Raw genomic sequence first — 24813 nt, 5'->3', positions numbered from 1 at the left:
TAATCGATTATCCAACTTAACATAAATAATCTCATAAGCTGCTATAAATTTATAGTATCGATAGCTAAGACCAATCGGATTAATGAATTAGTTTGATTGGTGTATACCCGTTCCAATTGAACATGCAGGATTCAGCTGGAATTAAAAACGCCTTTAGGCAAGGCATTGATTGAAGATAATAGTTATTCAGGAGAATGTGCTCCTGCATTCTCTAATAAGCGACATCCATGTAGGGTTATTGTCGAAATCAATAACGCAGCATAAAGCGTTTATAAGCCAGCCCTTTGGGGAAACTGCGTAAACCATACTCGTCGTTACACTTGTTTTTAAGGGAGTGACCCTTAACAAAAAATGTGTCTTGATTATGATTCGTTCAGGTTTCCTGAAACGAGCATCTTCAAGTGGAGCGGGTATATATCTACTTAAAATAAGTATTAATTAATAAAGTTAGCGTAAATTCTAGGGTGAAAATGGCAAATTATTTTAAAGCAGCAGTTAAACCACAAACGTCAAATCAGCGATTGACAGTCAATGTTGATAAACTGGACATGAACGGTGTGGGGGTTGCTCGTTGGCAAAATAAACCAGTCTTTATCGCTGGCGCTTTACCTCATGAAGTTGTTGAGGTGAAGATTATCGAGCAAAAGAATAAATATGCTCGAGCAAAACTTATCTCTATTAACAATCCAAGTGATAGTCGAGTTACACCTCAGTGTCTGCACTTTGGTGTCTGTGGTGGCTGTGATCTGCAAATGCTTGATATAGAAGCGCAACTTGACTTCAAACAAAATAAAATTAGCGAACTTTTCTCCCGTTGTTTTAGTGATCATAATATCGTTAAAAAAGTAGGGCAAAAAGATCTGCCATGGCAGGCTACGGTAGAAAGTAGTCCCTGGCATTATCGTCGTAAAGCGCGTATAGGGGTACAATTCGACAAAAACTCCCAAGCGACTATCGGCTTTAGACAAAAATCGACTAACCAACTAGCCGCGATAAAATCATGCCCTGTTTTAGTTGAGCCACTTAATGCTATTTTTCCTTTGTTAAAAAAGCTATTAGCACAACTTACGGTAAAATCGGCTATTGGTCATATCGAAGTAATTCAAGCGGATTTAATTGATACAACATCTGAAAATAATAGTCAAAAAGAGAATCAAGTTGTCCTTGTTATTCGCCAACTAAGGGCGATGAATGAAACTGATATCGGGCTGTGGCAATCATATGCTCAAGAGCATGACTGGCATGTCATTATTGATGAAGGTGACAAACAACAACCGCTTAATAGTCACAAGGAGGGGAGCCCTTCTGTACTTTCTTATGAATTAGCTGATAACAGTAAAATTTATTTTTCGAGCAGTGACTTTATTCAAATTAATCACAAGGTTAATAATGCCATGATTAGCCAGGCCTTAGCATGGTTAAATGTTTTACCCTCCGATAATGTCCTCGATTTATTTTGTGGTCTAGGGAATTTTAGCTTAGCGTTGGCAAAACAAGCAAAACATGTTGTTGGTGTCGAAGGGGTGCAAGTGATGGTTGATAAAGCGACCCATAATGCCCAAATTAATGGTTTTGATAATTGCCAGTTCTATCATTCCGATTTGAATAGCCAGTGGTTATTAGAGTCATGGGCTAGCGGGCATGTTTTTGATAAGGTATTACTTGACCCTGCAAGAGCAGGTGCAGAAGAGGCGGTGAATCAAATTGCGAAACTAAAAATACCTAGCGTATTATATGTCAGCTGTGATCCAGCAACCTTAGCAAGAGATAGTGCAATTCTTGTTTCTCAGGGCTATAACCTTGAGAAAATATCACTTCTGGATATGTTTTCACAGACAAAGCATGTTGAGACTATGGTATTGTTTACTCAATAATATTTATCCTAAGTATCAGTCAACTACTTATAAGTATCAGTCAACTACTTATAAGTAATAGATAAGCTACCTTTCCAAATAATAAAGAGATAACCATGGTTTCCGTACGTAAATCACATCAGATAACAGTGCAAAGTTTTGAACAATGGTTAACAGACTTGAAGTTAACCGATGTTAAAACCAAGGCTCTGTCAGCTTTATGGTTACAGGTGTCCAACTGTTATCAGCAGGAAGGTGCAGAAAAGCTCGAGTTACTTAACAAAAGCATGGAAATGGTTGAAATTTTAAGTGGCTTAAATCTCGATGCTGATTCGTTAGTCGCTGCTTTTATAGCACCATTATTAGCTGACGGTATTATCGACATTGAATTTGTCAAAGAGCAGTTTTCTAAAGATATCCTTATGCTTTGCCAAGGTGTTGAACAGATGGCTGCTATTAAAGCCTTGCGTCAACAAAGTAATCAGTCAAATGGCCAAGATCCACAAAATATAGATAATATTCGTCGTATGTTACTGGCGATGGTGGATGACGTACGTGCGGTAGTGATCAAGTTAGCTGAGCGCTTATGTGACTTACGTGAAAAGAAAAATAGTGATGAAGAAACTCGTGTGCTGGTAGCAAAAGAGAGCGCGAATATCTACGCACCGCTAGCGAATCGTTTAGGTATAGGTCAATTAAAATGGGAACTGGAAGATATTTCATTTCGATATCTTCACCCGCAGGTCTATAAAAAGATTGCCAAGCTTTTGGATGAAACTCGGCTAGAACGAGAGCAATACATGGCCAGTTTTGTGGGTCACTTAGATAGTGAACTTAATGCTTTGGCCATCAATGGCGAAGTTTATGGTCGCCCTAAACACATCTATAGCATCTGGAAGAAGATGCAGCAAAAGTCACTTGATTTTGAACAGTTGTTTGATGTTCGAGCAGTCCGTGTAGTGGTCGAAAGAGTGCAAGATTGTTATTCTGCCTTGGGTATTGTCCATACCGAGTGGCAGCATATTGCCAAAGAGTTTTCAGATTATATAGCAACGCCAAAAGCTAATGGTTACCAATCTATACATACCGTGGTCCTAGGGCCAGAAGGGAAATCGGTTGAGGTACAAATTAGAACCAAGCAAATGGATGATGATGCTGAGCTTGGTGTCGCGGCGCATTGGCGTTATAAAGAAGGTCATGCTAGCGGCAAAAGTAATAGCTTTGATGATAAAATTGGCTGGTTAAGAAAAATATTACAGTGGCAAGATGATGTCGCTGAAAGTGGGGAATTACTTGATGAATTACGAAGTCAGGTATTTGAAGATCGTATTTATGTATTCACCCCAAGTGGCGATGTTATCGATTTACCTATGGGCTCAACGCCCTTAGATTTTGCCTATTACATTCACTCTAATGTTGGCCATTGCTGTATTGGTGCTAAAGTGTTTGGAAAAATTGTTCCTTTTACTCACCAGCTACAAACGGGTGATCAAGTAGAAGTACTCACAAGTAAGCAACCTAATCCGAGCCGAGACTGGCTTAACCCTAATTTGAACTATATTTACTCTTCACGTGCTCGTGCTAAAGTTCAGCATTTTTTTAAATTACTTGATAGAGATAAATATATTGCCCAAGGCAAAGAGCTATTTGAGAGTGAAATAGCTAAGCATGACATAGCAACGATAGACTTATTAGCGGCAGCAAAACGTTTCAATATGAAAACGGTTGATGACCTTTATGCTGCGATAGGAACGGGTAATGCACGATTACAGCAAGTTATTAATCACTTTACCCAACTTGATAGTAAGCTAAAACCACCCGCTGAAATAGATCCGCAAAGTTTAGTTAAGCAAAGCTCAACGAATAAAGCTTTAGTGCAAGACGATAACGGCATTACTGTTTCTGGTGTTGGTAACTTGCTTACGCATATGGCTAAATGTTGCCAACCAGTACCGGGGGATACTATCTCGGGTTTTATCACCCAAGGACGTGGGATTTCAGTACATAGAGAAGATTGTGAACAATTGGCCAATGCACTTAATTTACAACCCGAACGTTTAGTTGAAGTGCAATGGGGCAGTGAGAATAAGCAAAGCTATCAAGCTTCAGCTCAAATAATTGGCAGTGATAGACAAGGTTTGTTACGCGATATTTCTACCATCATTGCTAACGAAAGAGTCAGTATTGTTGGCATGGATAGTAATACGGATAAAACTAAACAAACAGTGAGCATGAACCTAAAGTTAGAAGTCGCCAGTAGTGAGTTGTTAACGCGTGTTTTAGACAAATTACGCCAATTAGATGATGTTACTCAGGTAAAACGGATTTAGTTTACCTCTTAAATATAAATATCCAGGCGCCTGAAAATGATAATAAGTAAAAAAAGAAGTAATTATAATGCTAAATGAACAAGCTTCAATAACCAAACTACGTTGGATTATGTCTGAGTTACGTGACCCTGAAACGGGATGTCCGTGGGATATTAAACAGGATTTTGCTTCTATAACAAGTCACACTTTAGAAGAAGCTTATGAGGTCGTCGATGCCATCGAACAAGGCGACTTTGTCGAGCTTGAGAAGGAACTTGGCGACTTACTCTTTCAGGTGATTTTTTATAGCCAACTGGGTAAAGAACAACAGCACTTTGACTTTGATAGCGTAATCGCTGCAATTTGTGAAAAACTTATCCGACGTCACCCTCACGTATTCGCTCAGGCAAGTTTGCAAACAGATGAAGAAATTAAAGCCAATTGGGAAAATGAAAAGACGCTAGAAAGACAACAGAAAAACCAGCAGAAAAACGGGATTATTGAGGGCTCGAGTGATTTGAATCATTTAAGCATATTGGCAGACATTCCTAAAAATTTACCCGCTTTATCTCAAGCCGCAAAAATTCAAAAGCGCTGTTCTCATGTCGGCTTTGATTGGGATAACATGACAGATGTCTTCGCTAAAATTGAAGAAGAAGTACAAGAAGTTAAGGATGAGTTAGAAGCTGACTCACTTGATAAAAAAGCGCTAGCCGAAGAATTAGGTGACTTAATGTTTGCGGTAGTAAATTTATGTCGTCATGCCAAAGAAGACCCAGAAACACTGCTTCGTCAGGCGAATAAAAAATTTAGCCGGCGCTTCGTTGGCGTTGAAGAACAAGTAAATAAATCAGGTAAAACGTTTACTGAACATGACTTAGCTGAGTTAGAAAACTATTGGCAGCAAGTTAAAATCCAAGAAAAGCAAGGTTAGGATGTGTCCTCGATACATTTATACCTAGAAATAAGACATAAAATATGACCGAAAATATGACTAAAAAAAGCACTATAACTAAAGCTCACGTTACCATCGCGCTAACTAACCCAAAAACCCCAACTAATGTTGGTTCAGTAATGCGCGCAGCAGGTTGTTATCAAGCGGATCAAATTATTTATAACGGTAATCGGTATGCACAAGCTGCCAAGTATCATAAACGCACATTACAAACTGATACCTTCAACATGCAAGATAAAATCCCGTTATTGCAGGTAGAAAGTTTTATAAGTATTAAAGACTCACTGGAAAGTATTCCATCGTCTGCTAAAATAATTTGTGTAGACTTAGTGGAAGGCGCAACGCCGCTGCCACATTTTGTTCATCCACTTGAGGCTGTTTATATTTTTGGCCCTGAAGATAGTTCGGTAAAACAAGACGTCATTGATATAGCGGATGACGTGGTTTATATACCAACTGTGGGATGTATGAATCTAGCGGCAACGGTTAATGTTTTACTCTATGACAGATTAGCAAAATCTTTGACTAATCAGAAAAACTCAATGTTAGCGGACAATGCCTTGATTCGAAAAAGTCGTGATACGAATAACACATCAAAAGTTAAAACTAACATCGGCAATTAACTACCTTAAGGGTGAGTAATCATATATGGAAAGAATGATTAGTACTGAGCGAGAAGTAACCATAGATGCAAAAATAAACATCAGTTCCTGTCCTGTGTCACCCTCTGTACAGAGTAAAGTGAAGGTTCTACTGTTGAACATCACTGGACTATTTTGTGTCGGTTTAGCTATATTGGGTGCGATATTACCAGTGTTACCAACCACTGTTTTTCTCATCATGGCGGCGGCCTGTTTTGCTAAATCTTCACCGCGCATGCAACAAAAATTACTGGCAAATAAAACCTTTGGGCCAATGATTCATGATTGGCAAAAATATCGTAGTATCCCAAAAAAAGCTAAACGCATCGCCTTATTCATGATGATTCTTTCAGTATGCTGGTCAGCTTTTATGCTGCAGAGTATGTTATTAACTGCACTTGTAGTCGCATTGATTATTGGACCATTTATTTTTGTAGCACGTTTACCCGAGAGTAGATAATCACAAAGCAGATAACCGAGTTATTCAGTATGTCTTTACTTATAAAGAGCATACTGTACTCGGTTCCAAAGCAACTTAAGCGAGTGCTTTAGTCACAATTACAGCTAAATGTTCAGGTAGTGTTAAACCTAAAGCAATATCATGAGCTTGTTCTGACATTTTCTTCCATGTTAATTGCACAATACGAACAATTTTCGCTTCATTATCTTGTTTGGTATATTTAGCGGCAAACTCATTAAAGTAATGCATCAGAAAAACTAAACAGGCAACATCTTCTAAAGTTTGGCTATCACTATTGGTACTCAAATTTTCTTTTCTGATAATCGCAGCACATTGCTCTGATTGAGCGGTAGTGTAACCTTGAGCAAGCATAATGCTTGCCGTTAGCTCAGCATGAAACTTACCCTGTGCAATTCTCCATTGATAGTATCCTGCTTTTCCGTCGCTAAACTCAGTACGCTTTAATTGCCAACGTTTAATATGTTGCGCTCGAACGGCAATTTGTAATAACTCGTTTGCCTCAGGCCAATATTGTTTTAAGCACTCAGTCATTTGTTGCCCGTAAACCAATTCCTTTGCTTGGCTATTACCGTTAGATAATATTGTATTCGGATCTTGGCGATTAATTTCGTCAATGGCGGATAAAGTATTGTTTAAATTTTCTATAGTCATTTTAAAATAAATCATGGTTTAAGTAGGGAAAGTAGCATCATTATACGTGCAACGAATAAAAAAAGAATCAGACCTGATTAAATCAGAGCAGAAAATAATAATAAACAGACAATTTTATAGCTGTGATGGCTTGTTGTTATTGTTGTTCGTTGAGCTTTTAAGTATAATACTTTCCCGTCCTGCTTGTTTGACAAAACTCCTACTTCTACTACTTAATATTTACGTTAATACTGTGTTTAAGTTTTCTTTAATACATAAATATAACGTCATATATAAAAGTAAGTTTGAAATAAAGTTTATAAATATTAACAAATTAAGCACAAAATTCTGTTTTTTCTGACATCGGTGTAAACATGACAACTAGATATATTTTTGTAACTGGCGGTGTAGTATCGTCTCTTGGTAAAGGCATTGCCGCAGCCTCATTGGCAGCAATTCTTGAAGCACGTGGTTTAAAAGTTACCATGCTAAAACTTGATCCGTATATTAACGTTGATCCAGGTACCATGAGCCCTATACAACATGGCGAAGTTTTTGTTACCGAAGATGGCGCAGAAACCGACCTCGATTTAGGCCATTATGAGCGTTTTATTCGCACCAAAATGACTAAGCGTAATAACTTTACCACAGGTCGAATTTACCAAGATGTTTTAGCACGAGAACGTAAAGGTGAATTCTTAGGCGCAACCATTCAGGTTATTCCTCACATAACTAACGATATTAAACGTCGTGTTATTGAAGGTGCTGAAGGGTACGACATAGCCATGGTAGAAATAGGTGGTACGGTTGGTGATATGGAATCACAGCCTTTCTTAGAAGCTATTCGTCAATTGGCATTAGAAGTTGGTCGTGATCGCGCTATGTTTATGCATCTTACCTTAGTGCCTTACCTAGCTGCTGCGGGTGAAATCAAAACTAAGCCAACACAACATTCAGTAAAAGATTTACGTTCTATTGGTATTTTGCCTGACATTTTAGTGTGTCGTTCAGACAGAGCTATTCCTAACGCAGAACGCGCTAAAATTTCTCTCTTCACTAATGTTGAAGAGAAAGCGGTTGTATCAATGCGTGATGTGGACAGTATTTATAAAATCCCTGCTTTACTTAAAGCACAAGGTACCGACGAAATAGTTGTTAAGCGCTTTGGTTTAGACGTACCAGAAGCAGACTTAACTGAATGGGAAGAAGTGCTTTACCATGAAGCAAATCCTATTGGAGAAGTCACTATTGGTATGGTTGGTAAATATACTGAATTACCTGATGCATACAAATCTGTAAACGAAGCCTTAAAACACGCAGGCCTTAAAAATCAAGTCACTGTTAATATAAAATACATCGACTCGCAGGATGTAGAAGTCAAAGGCATTGAAATTTTAGCTGACCTTGATGCTATTTTAGTTCCAGGTGGTTTTGGCGAACGTGGTGTTGAAGGTAAAATTTTAACGGCACAATATGCGCGTGAAAACAAAATACCTTATTTAGGTATTTGTTTAGGCATGCAAGTAGCACTAATTGAGTTTGCTCGTAATGTTGCTGGGTTAACGGATGCGCATAGTACTGAATTTAATAGTGAAACTCCACATCCAGTGGTTGGTTTAATCAGTGAATGGTTAGACGAAGAAGGACAAGTTGAGTACCGAAATGAGAAGTCAGATTTAGGTGGAACTATGCGTTTAGGTTCACAACTGTGTCACTTGGTGAAAGGTACCAAGGCTTGCGACGTATATGGTAGTGAAACAATCAATGAGAGACACCGTCATCGTTTTGAGGTAAATAATAACTACCGAGAACAATTAACCAAAGCTGGTTTGATTTTCTCGGGTTTATCGTCAGATAAAAGTTTAGTTGAGGTGATTGAAATAGCGGATCACCCATGGTTTATTGCGGGTCAATTCCATCCAGAGTTTAATTCTACTCCACGTGATGGTCACCCGTTATTCGAAAGCTTTATTGCAACTAGTTTTAAACTGCAAAAAAGCTAACCGAAAACACCATATAAAACCGTAGCTATTGCTACGGTTTTTGCTTTAAGTTTAAGAATAATATTAGGCTACGCATTTATAATTAGCTGTAGCCACAGAAAAATTAAAAATTACCTTTATTGCTCAACACTTTGTTTGGGCGTCATAAAAATTAGTAGGAATGATAATGTCAAAAATTAGCAAGATTTTAGCACGTGAAATCATGGATTCTCGTGGTAACCCAACAGTTGAAGCCGATGTATATCTAGAATCAGGCGCCTTTGGTCGTGCGGCAGCTCCTTCAGGTGCATCAACAGGCTCACGTGAAGCATTAGAATTACGTGACGGTGACAAAGCACGTTATTTAGGTAAAGGCGTCCTAAAAGCTGTTGCAGCAATAAACGTTAACATTCAAGCAGCTCTGATCGGTCAAAGTGCTTTAGAGCAAGCTAACATTGATCAAATCATGATCGATTTAGATGGCACAGAAAATAAAGAACAATTTGGCGCTAACGCAATTCTTGCTGTTTCATTAGCTGTTGCTAAAGCTGCTGCCGCAGATAAAGGCGTGCAGTTATTCGAACACATCGCTGACTTAAATGGCACGCCAGGTGTTTACTCATTACCATTACCAATGATGAACATCATCAACGGTGGTGAACATGCGGATAACAATGTTGATATCCAAGAATTTATGATTCAACCTGTTGGCGCTAAAAGTTTCCGTGAAGCTTTACGTATGGGTGCTGAAATTTTCCATGCACTTAAAAAAGTGTTATCAGCAAAAGGTTTAAATACAGCTGTTGGCGATGAAGGTGGCTTTGCCCCTGATTTAGCATCAAATGCTGATGCACTAGCGGTAATAAAAGAGGCTGTTGCAGCTGCGGGTTACGAATTAGGTAAAGATGTAACTTTAGCTATGGATTGTGCTGCTTCTGAGTTTTACGATGCAGACAAAGGTATATATGACCTTAAAGGCGAAGGCAAGCAATTTACAGCGAACGAATTTTCTGACTTCTTAGCAACACTTTGTGAAGAATACCCAATCGTGTCAATTGAAGATGGCTTAGACGAGTCAGATTGGGATGGTTTCAAATACCAAACTGATTTACTTGGTGATAAAGTTCAAATCGTTGGTGATGATTTATTCGTTACAAACACTAAGATTTTAGCACGTGGTATTGAAAACGGTATTGGTAACTCTATCTTAATCAAATTTAACCAAATTGGTACACTAACTGAAACATTAGCCGCGATCAAAATGGCTAAAGATGCTGGCTTTACTGCTGTAATCTCTCACCGTAGCGGCGAGACAGAAGATGCAACAATCGCTGATTTAGCGGTAGGTACTGCTGCTGGTCAAATTAAGACCGGTTCTTTATGTCGTTCTGACCGTGTTTCTAAGTACAACCAACTTCTACGCATCGAAGAGTTCTTAGGTGATAAAGCTATATTTAATGGCTTGTCAGAAGTTAAAGGTCAATAATAATTAATACCTTTGCTTCTGGTTAAAATAACTTCGTTGCATGTACTCACTGACTAACGTCAGCTCCGTGCAAGCGCCTTGTTCTTTTAACCATTAGCTTCAGTCTTACCTTATTATACTTTCAAGTGCGAATTAGTTCATAGTTCACACTGGAAGATAAATAAAGCACGGTTGACCCTCTATAGGCAACTGTGCTTTTTTATGTCTAAATTTTATCGCAATCATATACGAACGTAAGGCTACAGATTTTTATCTATTAAAAGGTATGGACTTTCCTAAAGAAATAAACATTGTTATATTCCCCCTGAAAATTTAAAAACACTTGTACAACTGCTTACTAAAAGTAAGTCAAACACACTTTTAAATGGAATTTAAAACTAATGAAAAAACTAGTCACCATAATAGTCACAACAGCACTACTTAGCTTCTCAGTAACAGCCAAAGCAGATAAAAACGATGCAATGGTAGAAATGGTCGTTAATATGATGAAGCAAACGGTTCAACTAGACAGTTTGAGTAACTGTTTAGGCGTAACAGAAACAAATTTTATCAAAGCGTATACAAAAACGGTAGAAGCTTGTATTCCTAAAGACGGTCTGGAGGGGAATTGCATTGAGGAGTTAGCACCAGAAATACTTGGCATATCAAAAGCTAAGTTCGATTCATGCATTCCAGATGATGATGTTGCCGAACAGGAAGAAGCAGTCGATTACTCTGCCTTATCAGAAAAGGAAAGAGCAGCACTATTAACAAAACAGCAGGCCGAAGGCATGGCACGCATGGAAGAAATGGCTGCGTTGATGAAAAAATCTAGTGAAGGCACTGAAGATAAAATCAGCTTACCTGTCTATAGTCCAAGTACTATGTCCTCTCATTACAGCAGTGGCATGCAAAATAGTATGGGTAAAACAACGTTACCTGTGGCTACTTTCACTACAAAAGACAGTGTAGAAAAAGTGGTAGGATTTTATAAAAATTCACTTCCTGACTTTAAAATAAAGAATAATATGGGAGTGTATTATGTGATGAATAAAATCCCTGAAGATTTGGCCAAACTTAGCTTTGATACAGAAAACTTACCATTGTATTTTATTCCGCATATTGAAACTTATAGTTTGAAAGTTGCACAACAAGATACAACATTTATCGTAATTTCTTATAAGCCATATTAGATAGTTTGTAAGTCTTTTTGAATGCGAAAGCGTGGTTGTAACCGCGCTTTTTTATAAATACAATACAACTGAGTAACGAAACTATATTGCTAAGTATCAGGAAAACCCTCTATAATTTCAGCGATTAACTTAGCTGTTTGCTTTGGACTTTCGAGGGGGAACATATGGCCTCCGGTAACTGTCTTTAGTTTTATGTGCTTATTCAATTTTATAAACTTACGAAAAATATGGTGGGGGAAAACATCGGTTGTCTCTCCGTAAACCAAAGCTGCAGGTACGGTTAATTTATTTTTATAACTGGGTAAGTTTGACGGAATATTCCTAAAAATATCCGCTTCAACTTGGGCATCAAATACTAACTCTAATTGATTATTACGCTCACAAATACCATAGGTTATATAATCGCCTAAACAACGACTATCAAATGGTCTGAAAAGCTTTCTTCGAGCAAAGCTTGATGCAATATCAGAGCCTAAAGGCCAATGACTGCGGCGATTTTGAGCTCTACCTGCGGGGCTAAATTTATCTATCCATTTTGTTTTCTTCAATAACCTCGCCGCTAATGCGCCAACTCCACTAAGTGCTGGCGGATCTAGCATAATAAGGCCTTTGAATAAGTCAGGTCTCTGACAGCAGGCAATAAAAGATATTACGCCGCCAAATGAGTGACCAAGGCAAATGACTTTATTACTATCAACTTGTTGCCCCTCAACATAAGTTATTAGCTCTTCAACTTGCGCTTGCCAATTATGGTTAACGGGCTTTTTCGGATCATGTCCATATTTATCTAATGCGATAACTTGGGTATTGTCAGGCAGATAATTAAATAATGTTTGATAGCTTCCCGTAGGAAAACCATTTGCGTGGGCAAAATTGATTACATTTTTTGGCATAGGTTTGTTTATAGATAAAACTGTAAATAAAATTTAAACGGGTGTTTGAATTTTGTCAACAAGTTACTTATTTTATAGCGAGCAAATTCTAGCCATAAAAAAGCCCAGTATACTGGGCTTTTGTGTTTTACGTGGTTTTTACTGACCTATTTATCAGGCTAAAACTCTTCTAACATATGCTCTAATGAGTCTTCGTACATGCGCAGATCTTTTTCTAGCTGAAATTTATCTCGAATTGATTCAATTTCTCGCCATTTTCTTTTAGTTGTTGATGTTGCGCGTTTATGTGCTATTTGACTTGTTGATTTTAAAACTTGGTTTATCTTATCCATTAAGTGCCCCTTATTTTTACCATCACATCGAAAAACAAATGCCTTTTCTATAAGCCGTTAGGCTTAGTACTATTTCTACCACAGTTTTTTAGTCATGAAAACGAAAAAGCGCATGTTTTTTATAAAACATGCGCTTTAAATAGTCATTATTTGTTCGAAATATAGAGAGTATCTACTAGAGCATTTCAGCTAATTGTTTCTCAAGTTTGACTTGATCAATTGCAAAGTTACGAATACCTTCAGCAAGTTTCTCGGTTGCCATCGCATCTTCATTCATCAACCAGCGAAATTGTGCTTGGCTTAACACGGCTTCTTTTTCTGCTGTTGCTTCACAAGTCGTTAGCTTCTGCACAACAGTGTCAGTACTATTGGCTAATTCATCCATCAATTGTGGGCTGATGGTTAAACGATCACAACCCGCTAACTCAAGGATTTCACCAATATTTCTGAAGCTTGCGCCCATCACTACGGTATTAAAGCCTTGTTGTTTATAATAGTTATAAATACTCGTTACTGAGACAACACCAGGGTCTTCAAAACTTGCATAGTCATTACGACCACTATCTTTTTTGTGCCAGTCAAGAATACGACCGACAAACGGAGAAATTAAATAAACGCCAGCTTCAGCACAGGCACGTGCTTGTGCAAAGCTAAAGAGTAAAGTTAGGTTACAATTAATGCCTTCTTGTTCAAGTTGCTCTGCCGCTTTAATGCCTTCCCAAGTAGAAGCAAGTTTAATCAGTATTCGATCATTACTAATACCTGCTTCGTGATACATAGCGATTAGTTTATGCGCCTTAGTAATTGATGCCTCAGTATCAAAAGATAATCGCGCATCAACTTCAGTAGAGATACGGCCAGGGACAATTTTTAGAATTTCTAGACCAATTAATACTGACAGCTTATCTGCAGCATCAATAACTTGTTGTTCAGCACTAGTTGACTGTGTTTTTGCCCAAGCAACAGAGTCTTTAACTAGCCCTTGATAGTTAGCTATCGAAGCGGCTTTTAATAAAAGCGAAGGATTGGTTGTAGCATCTTGAGGCTGAAATTTTGCTATCGCTTCAATGTCACCTGTGTCAGCCACAACCGTGGTCATTTGTTTTAATTGTGCAAGCTGTGATGAAGAATTTGTCATGGCGTTACCTTAGTATTATTCTGGAAATTTGATTGCGGGTCATTTCTAAATTCGATAATGAACGTAGCTGGTGAAATATTACAACATAAAAATAAAAAAGCACCCTTTATTGCGGTATTTTTAGCAATATATTGTGTATTTGTTTGTAAGTTACGCCAAACGTGATTAATTAGCCATATATTGCCATGGATTAAACACTGTCAACTTGCTCAAACCTTATGATATATTATGTGTTATTAAGTACTAACAAAAATCGGCTTAAAAATATGTTACTTGTTGTTTCACCAGCGAAAAAATTAGATTTTGAATCCTCACTAGCTACAGATAAATTTAGTCAACCTAACTTATTAGAGCAAAGCCAATTATTGATGGATGACTGCATTAAGCTTTCACCAAGCGATATTGCTAGCTTAATGAAACTCAGTGATAAACTGGCCGGATTAAATGCTGCACGTTTTGGGGAGTGGTCAACACCTTTTACCCAAGATAATGCCAGGCAAGCTATATTAAGCTTTAACGGCGATGTATACACCGGACTTGACGCACAATCCTTTAGCGATGAAGACTTTGATTATGCTCAACAACATTTTAGAATTTTATCAGGTTTATATGGATTACTAAAACCCCTTGATTTAATGCAAGCATATCGCTTAGAAATGGGCTGTAAACTGAGTAATAGTCGTGGCGATAATTTATACCAATTCTGGGGTGATATCATAACAAATGAACTTAATAAAACGTTAAATGAATTAAATGATGATGTGCTCATTAACCTTGCCTCAACTGAGTATTTTAAATCTGTAAAGACAAAGTCGTTGAAGGCCACTATTATTACACCAGTATTTAAAGACTGGAAAAATGGTCAATATAAAATCATAAGTTTTTTTGCTAAAAAAGCACGCGGTCTTATGGCGCGCTACATCATTCAAAATAAGCTAACCTCTATTGAGCAAATAAAGGCATTTGATTTGGCGGGTTATCAATATAGCGAAGCTATGTCTAAAGACAATGATTGGGTTTTTACGCGTAAAGAAAGCGAATAATAAGCAACTTAACCAATAGTCAATTTAGTTTGATGGTTTTGATTATCAGAAATTTTAAACATTTTAACAGGAGGTGACATGTTAACTTTACTAGCAAAGCTATTTCATGCCTTAAACAGTGACAGTTCTATCAGACAAATAGCGTTAGCCATTGCGTTAGGCTTTATCGTAGGTTTATCGCCAATCTTAACGTTACACAATATTGTCATAATATTTTTTGTGCTAATTATTCGTGTGCATTTAGGTAGCTTTATTCTTGCAGTTGGCTTCTTTTCAGGGCTGAGTTATTTATTATCTCCAATAATTGTTCAAGTAGGTGAGTCCATACTTACCCAGCCAGGCCTGACTGATTTTTTTACCTCATTATATCAACTCAGCTTGTTTAAATTAGCACATTGGCATCACACCTATATATTAGGTGCATTTGTTTTAGGCGTTGTCTTATGTGCGCCAATATATTTTATCAGCAAGTTAATTATTGAGAAGTATCGAGTGCATATCATGACATTCTTTGAGAAATTTAGAATTGTCAAAGCACTAAAAGCCTCTAAGTTTTATAGCTTATATACCAGTTTCTCAGGTGAATCTAGCCTAACCAAAGGAGGTCTGTAATGGCTCGTTTTATTCGTTGGCAAGGCATAATGGCTTTTGTTATTTTAACTGCGCTAGTCGTTGGCTTATTGTATTTTTTTGCAGAAAGCTTAGTTAAAACAGCGATTGTTAGTTCTGCTGAAAGTGCTTTTGGTGCTGAAGTGAATGTTGCTGAAGTAAAGTTAGCATACTCGCCTTTAAAAATTAGTGTTTTAGGTTTGCAAGTTACTGACAAGGACACCCCGACACAGAACTTATTTAGTTTTGAGCGAGCTACTGCCGCTGTGGATATTTGGCAATATCTATTCGGTAAAATTATTATAGAAGAACTTGAAGTAAGCCAACTTGCCTTTTCTAGTGTTAGATCTAAAGCCGGTAACGTTTATTATAATGATGAAGCAAGCGATAAAGCAGAAGAAAGCTTATCTGACCAAGCAAAGGCAATGCTACCCGAAGTAGATATGAAGTTGCCTGATGTCAAAACATTGCTTAATGACAGTAACTTGCTAACGGTTAAAGCGACTACTCAATTACAAGAAAGTTATACTGTAGAGCAAGCGAAACTTAAAGCGTTAAAAACTCAATTACCTAACAAAGCTAAATTGAAGTCTTACCAAGATAAAGTAAAAGCGTTGGGTAAGATGAAAGTGAATTCATTAGCTGACATAGAAAAAATAAAAACTGAATTTGAAAAAATTAAAACTGAGTTTAAAGCAGAACAGGCATTAGTTAAAAAAGCTAAAGAACAGGTATTAGCCAGTAAAAACTTATTAGCAAAGCAAGTTGATGAACTAAAAGGCGCTCCGACTAAAGATTGGCAGCAAATAGAAAAAACCTATCAACTGGACAGCATTGATACGGAATACTTTGCTCATATTATCTTTGGCGAACAAGCAAGAGAGTATGTGCAAAAGGCGCAATGGGCTTATGATAAAGTTTCTCCTTTTATGGCAAATATGAAAAGTGATGGTACTGTCAGTGAAGTGAAGTCTCATGCTAAGGGACGTTTTATTTATTTCAAAGAAGACACTCCGTTACCATCGGTATTAATCAAAAAGGCATTATTCTCAGTTCAACTTGAACAAGGGGAAGTAACGATAACAGGTAGTGAGTTAACTCATCAACATTGGCTTAGAGGTAAAGATAGCCTTATCAATATTAGTTCAATAGATAATGGTGAACTTAAGCTAAACAGTAAATTTAACTTAACACAATCAGGTGATTTTAATGCTGATGGCGAATGGCTTGTGAATGATAGAACGTTATCGAATACGCAATTAACGAAAACCACCGCGTTAACGTTATCACTTAGCTCTGCACAACTTGACGGTAAAGGTAGCTTTAATTTGATCAATAGCGAAGTTGATGCGACTAATCACTTCTCACTTAATCAAGCGAGTTATCAAGGTGAAGCTCAATCTAAAATCACTAAGTTATTACTTGATACCATTAAGTCTTTAGATAGTTTAACGGTTGATGTTGGCGTAAGTGGGGAGCTTAACAAGCCAAACTTTACTATTGCATCGTCTTTAAATGACGCATTAACAGGCGCTTTTAAGCAACAAGTTGCAGGAAAATTAGATGAATTTAAACAAAAAGTAAGTAAAGGCTTAAATGAAAAACTGGCTAATGCCTTAAAGTTAGGTGATAGTCAAACAGCAGAGTTACTTGACCTTGAAGCGTTATTAACAGATACCGATAAAGCACTAGATGATTTAAAGAATTCAGATATTGTTAAACAACAACAGAAAAAACTAGAAGATAAAGCCAAAGATAAGTTGAAAAATAAACTGGGCGACTTATTTGGTTAAGTAGGGAGCATTAAGCGTTCAAACAAAAAAACATTTTAACGCGATTTTCTACTTATGAATTAATGCACGTGAATATAATTTTATTAACAGCTAAGGGAATAACAATGAATAAATATATTGCAGAATGTATTGGCACTTTTTGGTTGGTACTTGGGGGGTGTGGTAGCGCAGTATTAGCGGCAGGATTCCCTGACGTAGGTATTGGCTTACTCGGTGTATCATTCGCCTTTGGTTTAACGGTACTAACTATGGCTTATGCGATAGGCCATATTTCAGGTTGTCATTTAAACCCCGCCGTATCGGTAGGATTATGGGCAGGAGGACGTTTTCCTGCTAATGAACTGACGCCTTATATCATTGCACAAGTTGTTGGTGCTATTCTTGGCGGCGGTGCTTTATATCTTATCGCGAGTGGACAACCAGGTTTTGATTTATCTGCAGGCTTTGCTTCTAATGGTTTTGGTGAGCATTCGCCTGGCGGTTATTCTATGACCGCTGCGCTTGTCGCTGAGGTAGTGTTAACTATGATGTTTATTTTTGTCATTATGGGGGCAACAGACAAACGTGCACCCGCAGGTTTAGCACCTATCGCGATTGGTTTGTGTTTAACATTAATTCATTTGATCAGTATTCCGGTAACAAATACTTCAGTAAATCCAGCACGTAGTACGGGTGTTGCTTTATATGTTGGTGATTGGGCTGTGGCACAATTATGGTTGTTCTGGGTTGCTCCTATTGTGGGTGGCTTTGTTGGCGCAAAGTTATACCGCTTAGTGGCTAAAGAAGAACAAGACGCGAGTTAACTGAGTATGCCAATAGGTTATTGCGTTGAGCATTTACTTAACCAACTATTAATACTTGAGTAAATGTTAACTATAAAAAAAGACCGGGCTGCGCAAAGCAAACCGGTCTTTGTACTTTCGATGTTATTAGAATCTTTACCAGTAACTACGCATAGCTACAGTGAAACTCCAACCATCAAATGCGCCACCATCATTGGCGTTATCATCCATTTTTGCATATTGTAAGCCAGCTTGAAGCTTTAATTTGTGGTCGTTTACGAACCAGTTAACACCCGCATAAACTTCTTGGTACTTATCGCCACGCTCACCAGCTACGCTGCTTTGACCATGTTCATCAACGACTTTGCTTTCATAACGGCCTAAACGAACGCCGTTATCTTCTGAACTACTTAAGTAGGTGTAACGAGCAACCCACTGAATTTTTTCATTTTGTTGATACGTAGGCATAACAACAACACCAAAAATATCACTTTGTCCTAAATCACCTTTACCCCAAGATATATCACTGAGTAAACCCCAGTCATTTTGTTTAAACTTACTAGAAGTACTAATTATTTGGGAGAAGTCACGGGTATTACCATCTTCGTGAGTATCGTTATAAACATAATCAAAACTTATCTCACCTTTATCCCAAAGACTATTTTTTGCTAATTTCTTAGCCGTTGAAAACATCGCGAAGTAACTGGCATCGCTAATCGATATTTCATCAGAGCCATCGCTAGAAAATAGTCCAGTTTTATACGACCAATCATCAGCCAACTTACTTTTAACGCTAACACCAGTAAAATACTCAGAGGTAAACCATAAGTTATTGGTAAGGTTATTTCGTTGAGGGGTAAGTAGTTTCTTTGAAGATGTTTTACCATCTAAGGTAAAACCAGTAGATTGTTTTAAGAACTTAAGTTCAGTGTCTTTATCTAACGACCAGCTAACGTTAGCATCGGTTAGACGATTATAAGCATCGTCTAGTGAATCATTTAAATTAACATCAGCTTCTAGAGCGACTTTTAAGTCACCATACTTACCTTTAAAACCAAAGCGAAAACGACGCCATGCAGTATCGTTAAAATCACCTTGATCGCTATCAACCCAAGCAGAGTCTAGCTGTAATCGGCCTGATAACTTTAAGTAATCACCTTGTTCATTGTCATATAAATCAGCAAAACTCCAAGCATCATCAACACTGCTTTCAGTATGTTGGCTTACTACTGTGTTTTGATTTTGAGTGCTTATTTCATTTTCTTCATTTGCAGTTGCTTGTGCGTGAGCGAATGAAGTACTAAGAGAAGTGGCCACAGCAAGTGCAAGAACTGTTTTTACACGTGCGGATGTTTTATTAGTTAATGTATGATTTTTCATATTAATTACTATCATAAAGTTGAAGACCCAATTTTAGGCTATTACTCATTGTCTGAATAAAACGCTAATAAATGTCGATTGTTTAATACCAAACAGATTAATTAACGGGTCAATGTAGAACAGTTATTTAATAGGTTTGGTATAACTTCATCCATAAAGTGAATGCGGCGCTATTACAACATCGCTTTATGACAGAAATATTACACATCAAGACTAAAGTGTAATAAAAGTGTCACATCAATGTAACACTTAGGGAGAGTAAAATGGTGCTACGTTTATTTTGCTACTTTTGCGCGCTTAGCCTTTTTCTTCACTTGTTTCTTCGTTTTTGCTTTTTTCTGAGAAGTAGTGAGTTTAATTTTTGCCTTTTTATTAACCACACGTGATTCTTTATTCTTTGGTCGTAACTCTTGAATAAAACGGCGAGATAGGCGTTCTTTGGTATAACGCTCTATTTTGCCTATAACGGCCATATCATGTGCTTCAACTAAGGAGATAGCGGTACCTTTATTACCAGCACGAGCTGTACGTCCAATACGATGAATATATATATCAACTTTACGTGGCATATCAAAATTGATTACATGGCTGATGTCATCAATATCTAGACCCCTTGCTGCCACATCGGTTGCTACTAATACCTTAATTTCACCACTTTTAAAACGTTCAATGGCTTTATTACGTTTGTCCTGTGGCATTTTTCCTTCTAGCCAAACACACGGTAATTCTTCAGCATAAAGCTTGCCTGAAAGGTACTGTACAGTTTCACGTTTATTAGCGAATACTACGGTACGTTCTACACCCTCTTGCTTAAGCGTATGAACTAACATATTAAGCTTATGATCAAAATTATCAGCTAAATGAAGCCATTGATGAATTATTGCTTTTTCTTTACGCGATGGCGTCGACTCTAAAAAGATAGGATCATTGAGTACTTCTTCGGCAAAACGTGTTACGCCAGCACTGGCTAACGTCGCTGAAAATAGCATAGTTTGCTTACGCCAGCGAGCTTCGCCAACAATACGATTAATCGCTTCACTAAAACCAAGATCGAGCATGCGATCAGCTTCATCTAAAATAAGAATCTCTATCTCGCGGGCATCAAATTGTTCATTTTCGATATATTCTAATAATCGACCTGGTGTAGCGACTAAAATATCCGTAGTCGTTGTTAATATATCTGCATGACTACCGTAATTAACGCCACCTGTTATCACGCCAGTTTTTATTTTTGTTAGCTCAGTAAGTTGCTCACTATCTGCGCCAATTTGTATCGCCAATTCACGTGTAGGCGTTAAAATCAATACACGCGGAAAGCCGGGTTGGGTGCGAGGATAGTCTAACAAGTGTTGAGCAATAGGTAATAAAAATGCGGCTGTTTTACCAGTGCCAGTGGGGGCTGATGCTAATATATCTTTGCCGGCCATCGCTTGTGGAATTACAAGTTCTTGAATTGAGGTAGGCTTGGTGTAACCAATTTTGTTTATACTGGCTAATAATTCTGAGTCTAGATCGAATTGCTCAAACATAGGGGATAGTTCACTAAGAGTTGGTAATACCCATTCCATTACATAATCTATCTATTTTATACGGAGAAAAAAATGCCAATTACAAGACATTTATTTAAATAACTAGTTGTTCTAATTATTAAATAAATAACGACGTAGTGGGTTATTTTAACCTGTAGAAATGATTAATTAATTAGTGAGATTGGTATAATGATAATATGCAGGCAATTATAGTGGTTTTAGCCCTTGCTGTAACTATTTATCGCAAGTGCTAAGTAATTGATTAAGTAAATTCGCTAAGGAAAAATTTAGCGTTTGGGGGATAACTAAAGTAAGTTACTGTACTCGAGTAAGACTTGCTCACACCAAGTATCTAAACGTTCATCGGTTAAGCTGTATTGACTATCTTCATCTAACGACAAACCGACAAATTGGCTTTCATCACTTGTTAATGCCTTTGAAGCAATAAAATCATAACCTTGATTTGGCCAAAAACCGATAACTTTTGCACCTTGCTCTGTTACTTGTTCATGTAGTAGACCAAGAGCATCTTGAAACCATTCAGTGTAACCCACTTGATCACCCATGCCATATAAGGCAATAATTTTATCTGAAAGGTCTAATTGATTAATATCACTCCAAATTGATTCCCAGTCTTCTTGAAGTTCACCAAAATCCCAAGTGGATATACCGAAAATGATAAAATCATAATCGAGGCACAGCGCTAATGGTTGATCTTTGATATTAAATATATCAACCAAATCGGCACCAATTATTGCCTGAATTTTTTCGGCAACTATCTCAGTGTAACAAGTGGTTGAACCATAAAATAAACCAATTTTCATTAAGCTACTTCCAATTTTTATTTTAACACGAACTATTTGAGTGGGATTTTAGCAAAAACATTTCTCTTTGTTTACAAGTTAATTCAATTTACTGGCTATTTTAAGTTGCAAATAATGCCTCATCGCTGTAATTTCCTTGCACATAACTAGGTCTATTGTAATGAGTATGTTTATTTTGCTTATTTTTATAGATTTATTGCTATTACTTGTTAGGAAGTTGTTAGGAACCATTATGTATAAAATATTATTTTTTAGCGCCGTGTTTGCCACTCTCACTTTACCTCTATTGTTACAGGGGGCAAATGCAGCAGCGCCTGCTAATGTACCTGCCTCATTAGCCAAGCCAGCAAGTGATCAAAGTGTGCTTGATGTAGCGTTTTTAAAAGAAAAAATTAACAGTGCTTTAGGTTTAACCGTTGTTAAAGTTGAAAAAACTGCCGTACCAGGCATTGCTTTACTCGTTACCAGCCAAGGTTTGTTTTATGCGAGTTATAATGGTGAGTTTTTTATTCAAGGTAAAGTCTACAGCTTAGGCACCACAGTGACAGACATCGGCGAAGAGAGCTTAGCTAAAGTTCGTCTAGCGGGTTTGAAAAACTTTGAAGATGATATGATTGTTTATAAAGCTGAAAATGAAAAGTATGTCGTGTCGGTATTTACCGATATCACTTGCGGGTATTGCCGTAAAATGCACAAACAAATGGCAGATTACAATGCGCGTGGTATTACCTTCCGTTATTTAGCCTACCCACGTTCAGGTATTAAAGATCGAACAGGCAACTTGAGCCAAGGCTTTAAAGATTTACGTTCAGTGTGGTGTAGTGACGATACAGCGAAAGCATTAACAAAAGCGAAATCAGGCACGGGTATTGCTGATCGAATTTGTGATGCGCCTATTGAAGCTCAGTTTGATTTTGGTCGACAAATTGGTGTTAGCGGAACGCCTGCGATTATCTTATCAAATGGCATGATGATTCCTGGTTATCAGCCACCAGAACAATTAGAAGAATTGTTGAAAAACACGTAATTCATTATTTTTATAGATAACCTTGTAAAAGTACTTGCTGATTTTCACCAAGTACTTTTTTTATGTCAAAAATAGCCCCGAAAATACCTTCTAATCACCAGAATCACTGAGAACGAATAACATGAATAAAAAAATTATTCGCCGAGCGCAAGTATCAACGAACCACTTGCCGGATAGCTTACCAGAAATCATAAAACAGGTTTATGCCAGCCGTGGTATGCAATCAGCACAAGAGCTCGAGCTTAACGTTGCACGTTTACAGGGTATGGTCGATGAAACTGCGCTGATGGGAATGGACAAAGCATGTCAGTTACTCCATGACGCACTAGTCAATAAAATGCGTATCATCATTGTTGGCGATTTTGATGCTGATGGCGCCACCAGTACAGCATTGATGATGATTGCCTTGAGTTTATTTGGCAGTAACAATCACGACTTTATTGTGCCAAATCGTTTTGAATATGGCTACGGCTTAACGCCTGAAATTGTTGATATTGCAGCTCAGCAAAATGCACAGATGTTAATAACAGTAGATAACGGTATTAGCTGTATTGCTGGCGTAAAACGTGCAAAAGAGTTAGGTATGCAAGTTATTGTCACTGACCATCATTTACCTGGGCACTCTTTACCTATTGCTGACGCGATTGTTAACCCTAATCAACATGGGTGTAACTTCCCAAGTAAAGCTCTTGCTGGCGTGGGTGTCGCTTTTTATTTAATGCTAGCCTTAAGAAAATATTGTCGTGAGCATCACTATTTTTCAGAGCAAGGTATTGCAGAGCCTAATATCGCTCAGCTATTAGATTTAGTTGCTTTAGGCACCGTCGCCGATGTGGTTTCACTTGATGCAAATAACCGAATATTAGTGGCCCAAGGTCTAAAGCGCATTCGTGCGGGACAAACCCGACCGGGCATTCAAGCGCTTATTGAAATAGCCAATAAAAATCAGCAACGACTTGTTGCCAGTGATTTTGGTTTTGCCCTCGGTCCACGAATTAATGCAGCAGGGCGTTTAGATGATATGTCTTATGGCATCAATTGTTTACTTGCTAATGATTTATCCAGTGCGCGTGTGATGGCAGCAGAACTTGATGATCTCAATAAAGCTCGCCGAGAAATAGAGCAGGGTATGCAACAAGAAGCAGAGCGCGTGATGAGCTCTGTTGATGTAAATGGCAATATTGGGCAAGGTAGCGAAGAAAACCCGCTACCGTTTGCCATCGCCTTATATCAAAAAGATTGGCACCAAGGTGTCATTGGTATTGTTGCTGGTCGTTTAAAAGAAAAATGTCACCGTCCTTGTATTGTATTTGCTAATGCGAGTGATGATAGTGAACAAGATGGCAATGCAGAAATTAAAGGCTCGGCTCGGTCAATACCTGGTTTACACATACGTGATTTACTCGAACATATTGATAGCCAGAATCCAGGGCTAATTATCAAGTTTGGTGGGCATGCGATGGCTGCGGGCTTATCGATTAAGCAAAAAGACTTTGTTCAATTTCAACAGCACTTTAATACTGTGGCTGGTAAATGGTTAAAACCTGAAGATTTAGACAGCATCATTCTCTCAGATGGCGAATTAAATGCAGAGTTTTTGACCCTTGACTTTGCCGAGCAATTGCGTGAAGCAGGTCCTTGGGGACAAAACTTTCCCGAACCTTTATTTGACGATACCTTCACACTAGTACAGCAGCGAATTGTAGGTGAAAAACATTTGAAAATAGTGGTGCAAAAAACGGTTGTTGATCAATCGGGGGCACAAAGTCAGCAAGTTTTCGATGGTATTGCCTTTAATGTTGATGTTAACGCTTGGCCTAATGCCCAAGTGAAACAAGTTCACCTTGCTTACCGCCTCGATGTTAATGAGTTTCGTGGTAAGCGCACCGTACAGTTAATGATTGAAGATATTCGCATCGCTTAAACGTATAAAAGATAGTGACGGTCTAACTAT

The 24813-nt window shown here is 37.9% G+C and carries 21 protein-coding genes; 14 read left to right on the top strand and 7 right to left on the bottom strand.

What is annotated here, in order from left to right:
• The first annotated feature begins 470 nt into the window (after nucleotides 1-470).
• From rlmD to CXF71_RS18245, 5 genes are all read left to right on the top strand, one after another.
• Nucleotides 471-1874 (top strand): 23S rRNA (uracil(1939)-C(5))-methyltransferase RlmD, encoded by a 1404-nt coding sequence (gene rlmD, locus CXF71_RS18265; RefSeq protein ID WP_101234368.1) that lies wholly within the window; start codon nucleotides 471-473, stop codon nucleotides 1872-1874.
• Nucleotides 1875-1969: 95 nt separating this feature from the next.
• Nucleotides 1970-4183 (top strand): GTP diphosphokinase, encoded by a 2214-nt coding sequence (gene relA / locus CXF71_RS18260; RefSeq protein ID WP_101234367.1) that lies wholly within the window; start codon nucleotides 1970-1972, stop codon nucleotides 4181-4183.
• Between the two features lie 67 nt (nucleotides 4184-4250).
• Nucleotides 4251-5096 carry a nucleoside triphosphate pyrophosphohydrolase gene (mazG, locus tag CXF71_RS18255; RefSeq protein ID WP_101234366.1) on the top strand — a complete coding sequence of 282 codons (846 nt, stop codon included), beginning with the start codon at nucleotides 4251-4253 and terminating at the stop codon, nucleotides 5094-5096.
• A 44-nt stretch (nucleotides 5097-5140) separates the two neighbouring features.
• Nucleotides 5141-5740 (top strand): RNA methyltransferase, encoded by a 600-nt coding sequence (locus tag CXF71_RS18250; RefSeq protein WP_198559912.1) that lies wholly within the window; start codon nucleotides 5141-5143, stop codon nucleotides 5738-5740.
• A gap of 25 nt (nucleotides 5741-5765) precedes the next feature.
• Nucleotides 5766-6218, top strand: a complete 453-nt coding sequence (locus tag CXF71_RS18245) for a YbaN family protein (protein WP_232771544.1) — start codon at nucleotides 5766-5768, stop codon at nucleotides 6216-6218.
• Nucleotides 6219-6293: 75 nt separating this feature from the next.
• Here the strand turns inward: CXF71_RS18245 and CXF71_RS18240 are convergent, their stop codons facing one another.
• Nucleotides 6294-6890: a DUF4202 domain-containing protein gene (locus CXF71_RS18240; RefSeq protein ID WP_101234933.1), complete on the bottom strand. Its 597-nt coding sequence runs from the start codon at nucleotides 6888-6890 to the stop codon at nucleotides 6294-6296.
• 353 nt (nucleotides 6891-7243) lie between these two features.
• Between CXF71_RS18240 and CXF71_RS18235 the strand changes: the two genes are divergently transcribed.
• From CXF71_RS18235 to CXF71_RS18225, 3 genes are all read left to right on the top strand, one after another.
• A complete protein-coding gene (locus CXF71_RS18235) occupies nucleotides 7244-8872 on the top strand; it encodes a CTP synthase (RefSeq protein ID WP_101234364.1) in 1629 nt (542 codons plus the stop codon).
• Between the two features lie 166 nt (nucleotides 8873-9038).
• Nucleotides 9039-10337, top strand: a complete 1299-nt coding sequence (gene eno, locus CXF71_RS18230) for a phosphopyruvate hydratase (RefSeq protein ID WP_101234363.1) — start codon at nucleotides 9039-9041, stop codon at nucleotides 10335-10337.
• 380 nt (nucleotides 10338-10717) lie between these two features.
• Entirely contained in the window at nucleotides 10718-11509 is a 792-nt protein-coding gene (locus CXF71_RS18225; RefSeq protein WP_101234362.1) for a hypothetical protein, read from the top strand.
• Between the two features lie 89 nt (nucleotides 11510-11598).
• Here the strand turns inward: CXF71_RS18225 and CXF71_RS18220 are convergent, their stop codons facing one another.
• The 3 genes from CXF71_RS18220 to tal form a co-directional block, all read right to left on the bottom strand.
• On the bottom strand, nucleotides 11599-12402 hold the full coding sequence (locus CXF71_RS18220; RefSeq protein WP_101234361.1) for an alpha/beta fold hydrolase: 804 nt from the start codon (nucleotides 12400-12402) through the stop codon (nucleotides 11599-11601).
• A gap of 158 nt (nucleotides 12403-12560) precedes the next feature.
• Nucleotides 12561-12734 carry a DUF3545 family protein gene (locus tag CXF71_RS18215; RefSeq protein WP_101234360.1) on the bottom strand — a complete coding sequence of 58 codons (174 nt, stop codon included), beginning with the start codon at nucleotides 12732-12734 and terminating at the stop codon, nucleotides 12561-12563.
• A gap of 175 nt (nucleotides 12735-12909) precedes the next feature.
• The gene (tal, locus tag CXF71_RS18210; RefSeq protein WP_101234359.1) at nucleotides 12910-13872 is read right to left on the bottom strand and encodes a transaldolase; all 963 of its coding nucleotides are present in this window, start codon (nucleotides 13870-13872) and stop codon (nucleotides 12910-12912) included.
• 266 nt (nucleotides 13873-14138) lie between these two features.
• Between tal and yaaA the strand changes: the two genes are divergently transcribed.
• The 4 genes from yaaA to aqpZ all read left to right on the top strand — a co-directional run bounded on the left by yaaA (nucleotide 14139) and on the right by aqpZ (nucleotide 18120).
• Nucleotides 14139-14915: a peroxide stress protein YaaA gene (gene yaaA, locus CXF71_RS18205; RefSeq protein ID WP_101234932.1), complete on the top strand. Its 777-nt coding sequence runs from the start codon at nucleotides 14139-14141 to the stop codon at nucleotides 14913-14915.
• A gap of 78 nt (nucleotides 14916-14993) precedes the next feature.
• The gene (locus CXF71_RS18200; RefSeq protein WP_101234358.1) at nucleotides 14994-15527 is read left to right on the top strand and encodes a DUF2062 domain-containing protein; all 534 of its coding nucleotides are present in this window, start codon (nucleotides 14994-14996) and stop codon (nucleotides 15525-15527) included.
• The gene (locus tag CXF71_RS18195) at nucleotides 15527-17317 is read left to right on the top strand and encodes a TIGR03545 family protein (RefSeq protein WP_101234357.1); all 1791 of its coding nucleotides are present in this window, start codon (nucleotides 15527-15529) and stop codon (nucleotides 17315-17317) included. Before CXF71_RS18200 ends, CXF71_RS18195 begins: the two co-directional genes overlap by 1 nt.
• 104 nt (nucleotides 17318-17421) lie before the next feature.
• On the top strand, nucleotides 17422-18120 hold the full coding sequence (gene aqpZ, locus CXF71_RS18190; protein ID WP_101234356.1) for an aquaporin Z: 699 nt from the start codon (nucleotides 17422-17424) through the stop codon (nucleotides 18118-18120).
• Nucleotides 18121-18255: 135 nt separating this feature from the next.
• Here the strand turns inward: aqpZ and CXF71_RS18185 are convergent, their stop codons facing one another.
• The 3 genes from CXF71_RS18185 to fldB form a co-directional block, all read right to left on the bottom strand.
• A complete protein-coding gene (locus CXF71_RS18185; protein WP_157826790.1) occupies nucleotides 18256-19479 on the bottom strand; it encodes a porin in 1224 nt (407 codons plus the stop codon).
• A gap of 275 nt (nucleotides 19480-19754) precedes the next feature.
• Nucleotides 19755-21008: an ATP-dependent RNA helicase SrmB gene (gene srmB, locus CXF71_RS18180; protein ID WP_101234931.1), complete on the bottom strand. Its 1254-nt coding sequence runs from the start codon at nucleotides 21006-21008 to the stop codon at nucleotides 19755-19757.
• Nucleotides 21009-21313: 305 nt separating this feature from the next.
• Nucleotides 21314-21832 carry a flavodoxin FldB gene (fldB, locus tag CXF71_RS18175; RefSeq protein ID WP_101234354.1) on the bottom strand — a complete coding sequence of 173 codons (519 nt, stop codon included), beginning with the start codon at nucleotides 21830-21832 and terminating at the stop codon, nucleotides 21314-21316.
• A gap of 232 nt (nucleotides 21833-22064) precedes the next feature.
• On the opposite strand from fldB, the gene dsbC reads away from it, so the two are divergent.
• Nucleotides 22065-22859: a bifunctional protein-disulfide isomerase/oxidoreductase DsbC gene (dsbC, locus tag CXF71_RS18170; RefSeq protein WP_101234353.1), complete on the top strand. Its 795-nt coding sequence runs from the start codon at nucleotides 22065-22067 to the stop codon at nucleotides 22857-22859.
• Between the two features lie 121 nt (nucleotides 22860-22980).
• Complete coding sequence (recJ, locus tag CXF71_RS18165) at nucleotides 22981-24783, top strand: single-stranded-DNA-specific exonuclease RecJ (RefSeq protein WP_101234352.1); 1803 nt, start codon at nucleotides 22981-22983, stop codon at nucleotides 24781-24783.
• Nucleotides 24784-24813 lie beyond the last annotated feature (30 nt).

It is taken from the genome of Colwellia sp. 12G3 (genome assembly GCF_002836775.1).
Classification (GTDB): Bacteria; Pseudomonadota; Gammaproteobacteria; order Enterobacterales; family Alteromonadaceae; genus Colwellia.
The sequence above is the reverse complement of the archived record's forward strand: the minus strand, read 5'-3'. Positions and strand labels throughout refer to the sequence as shown.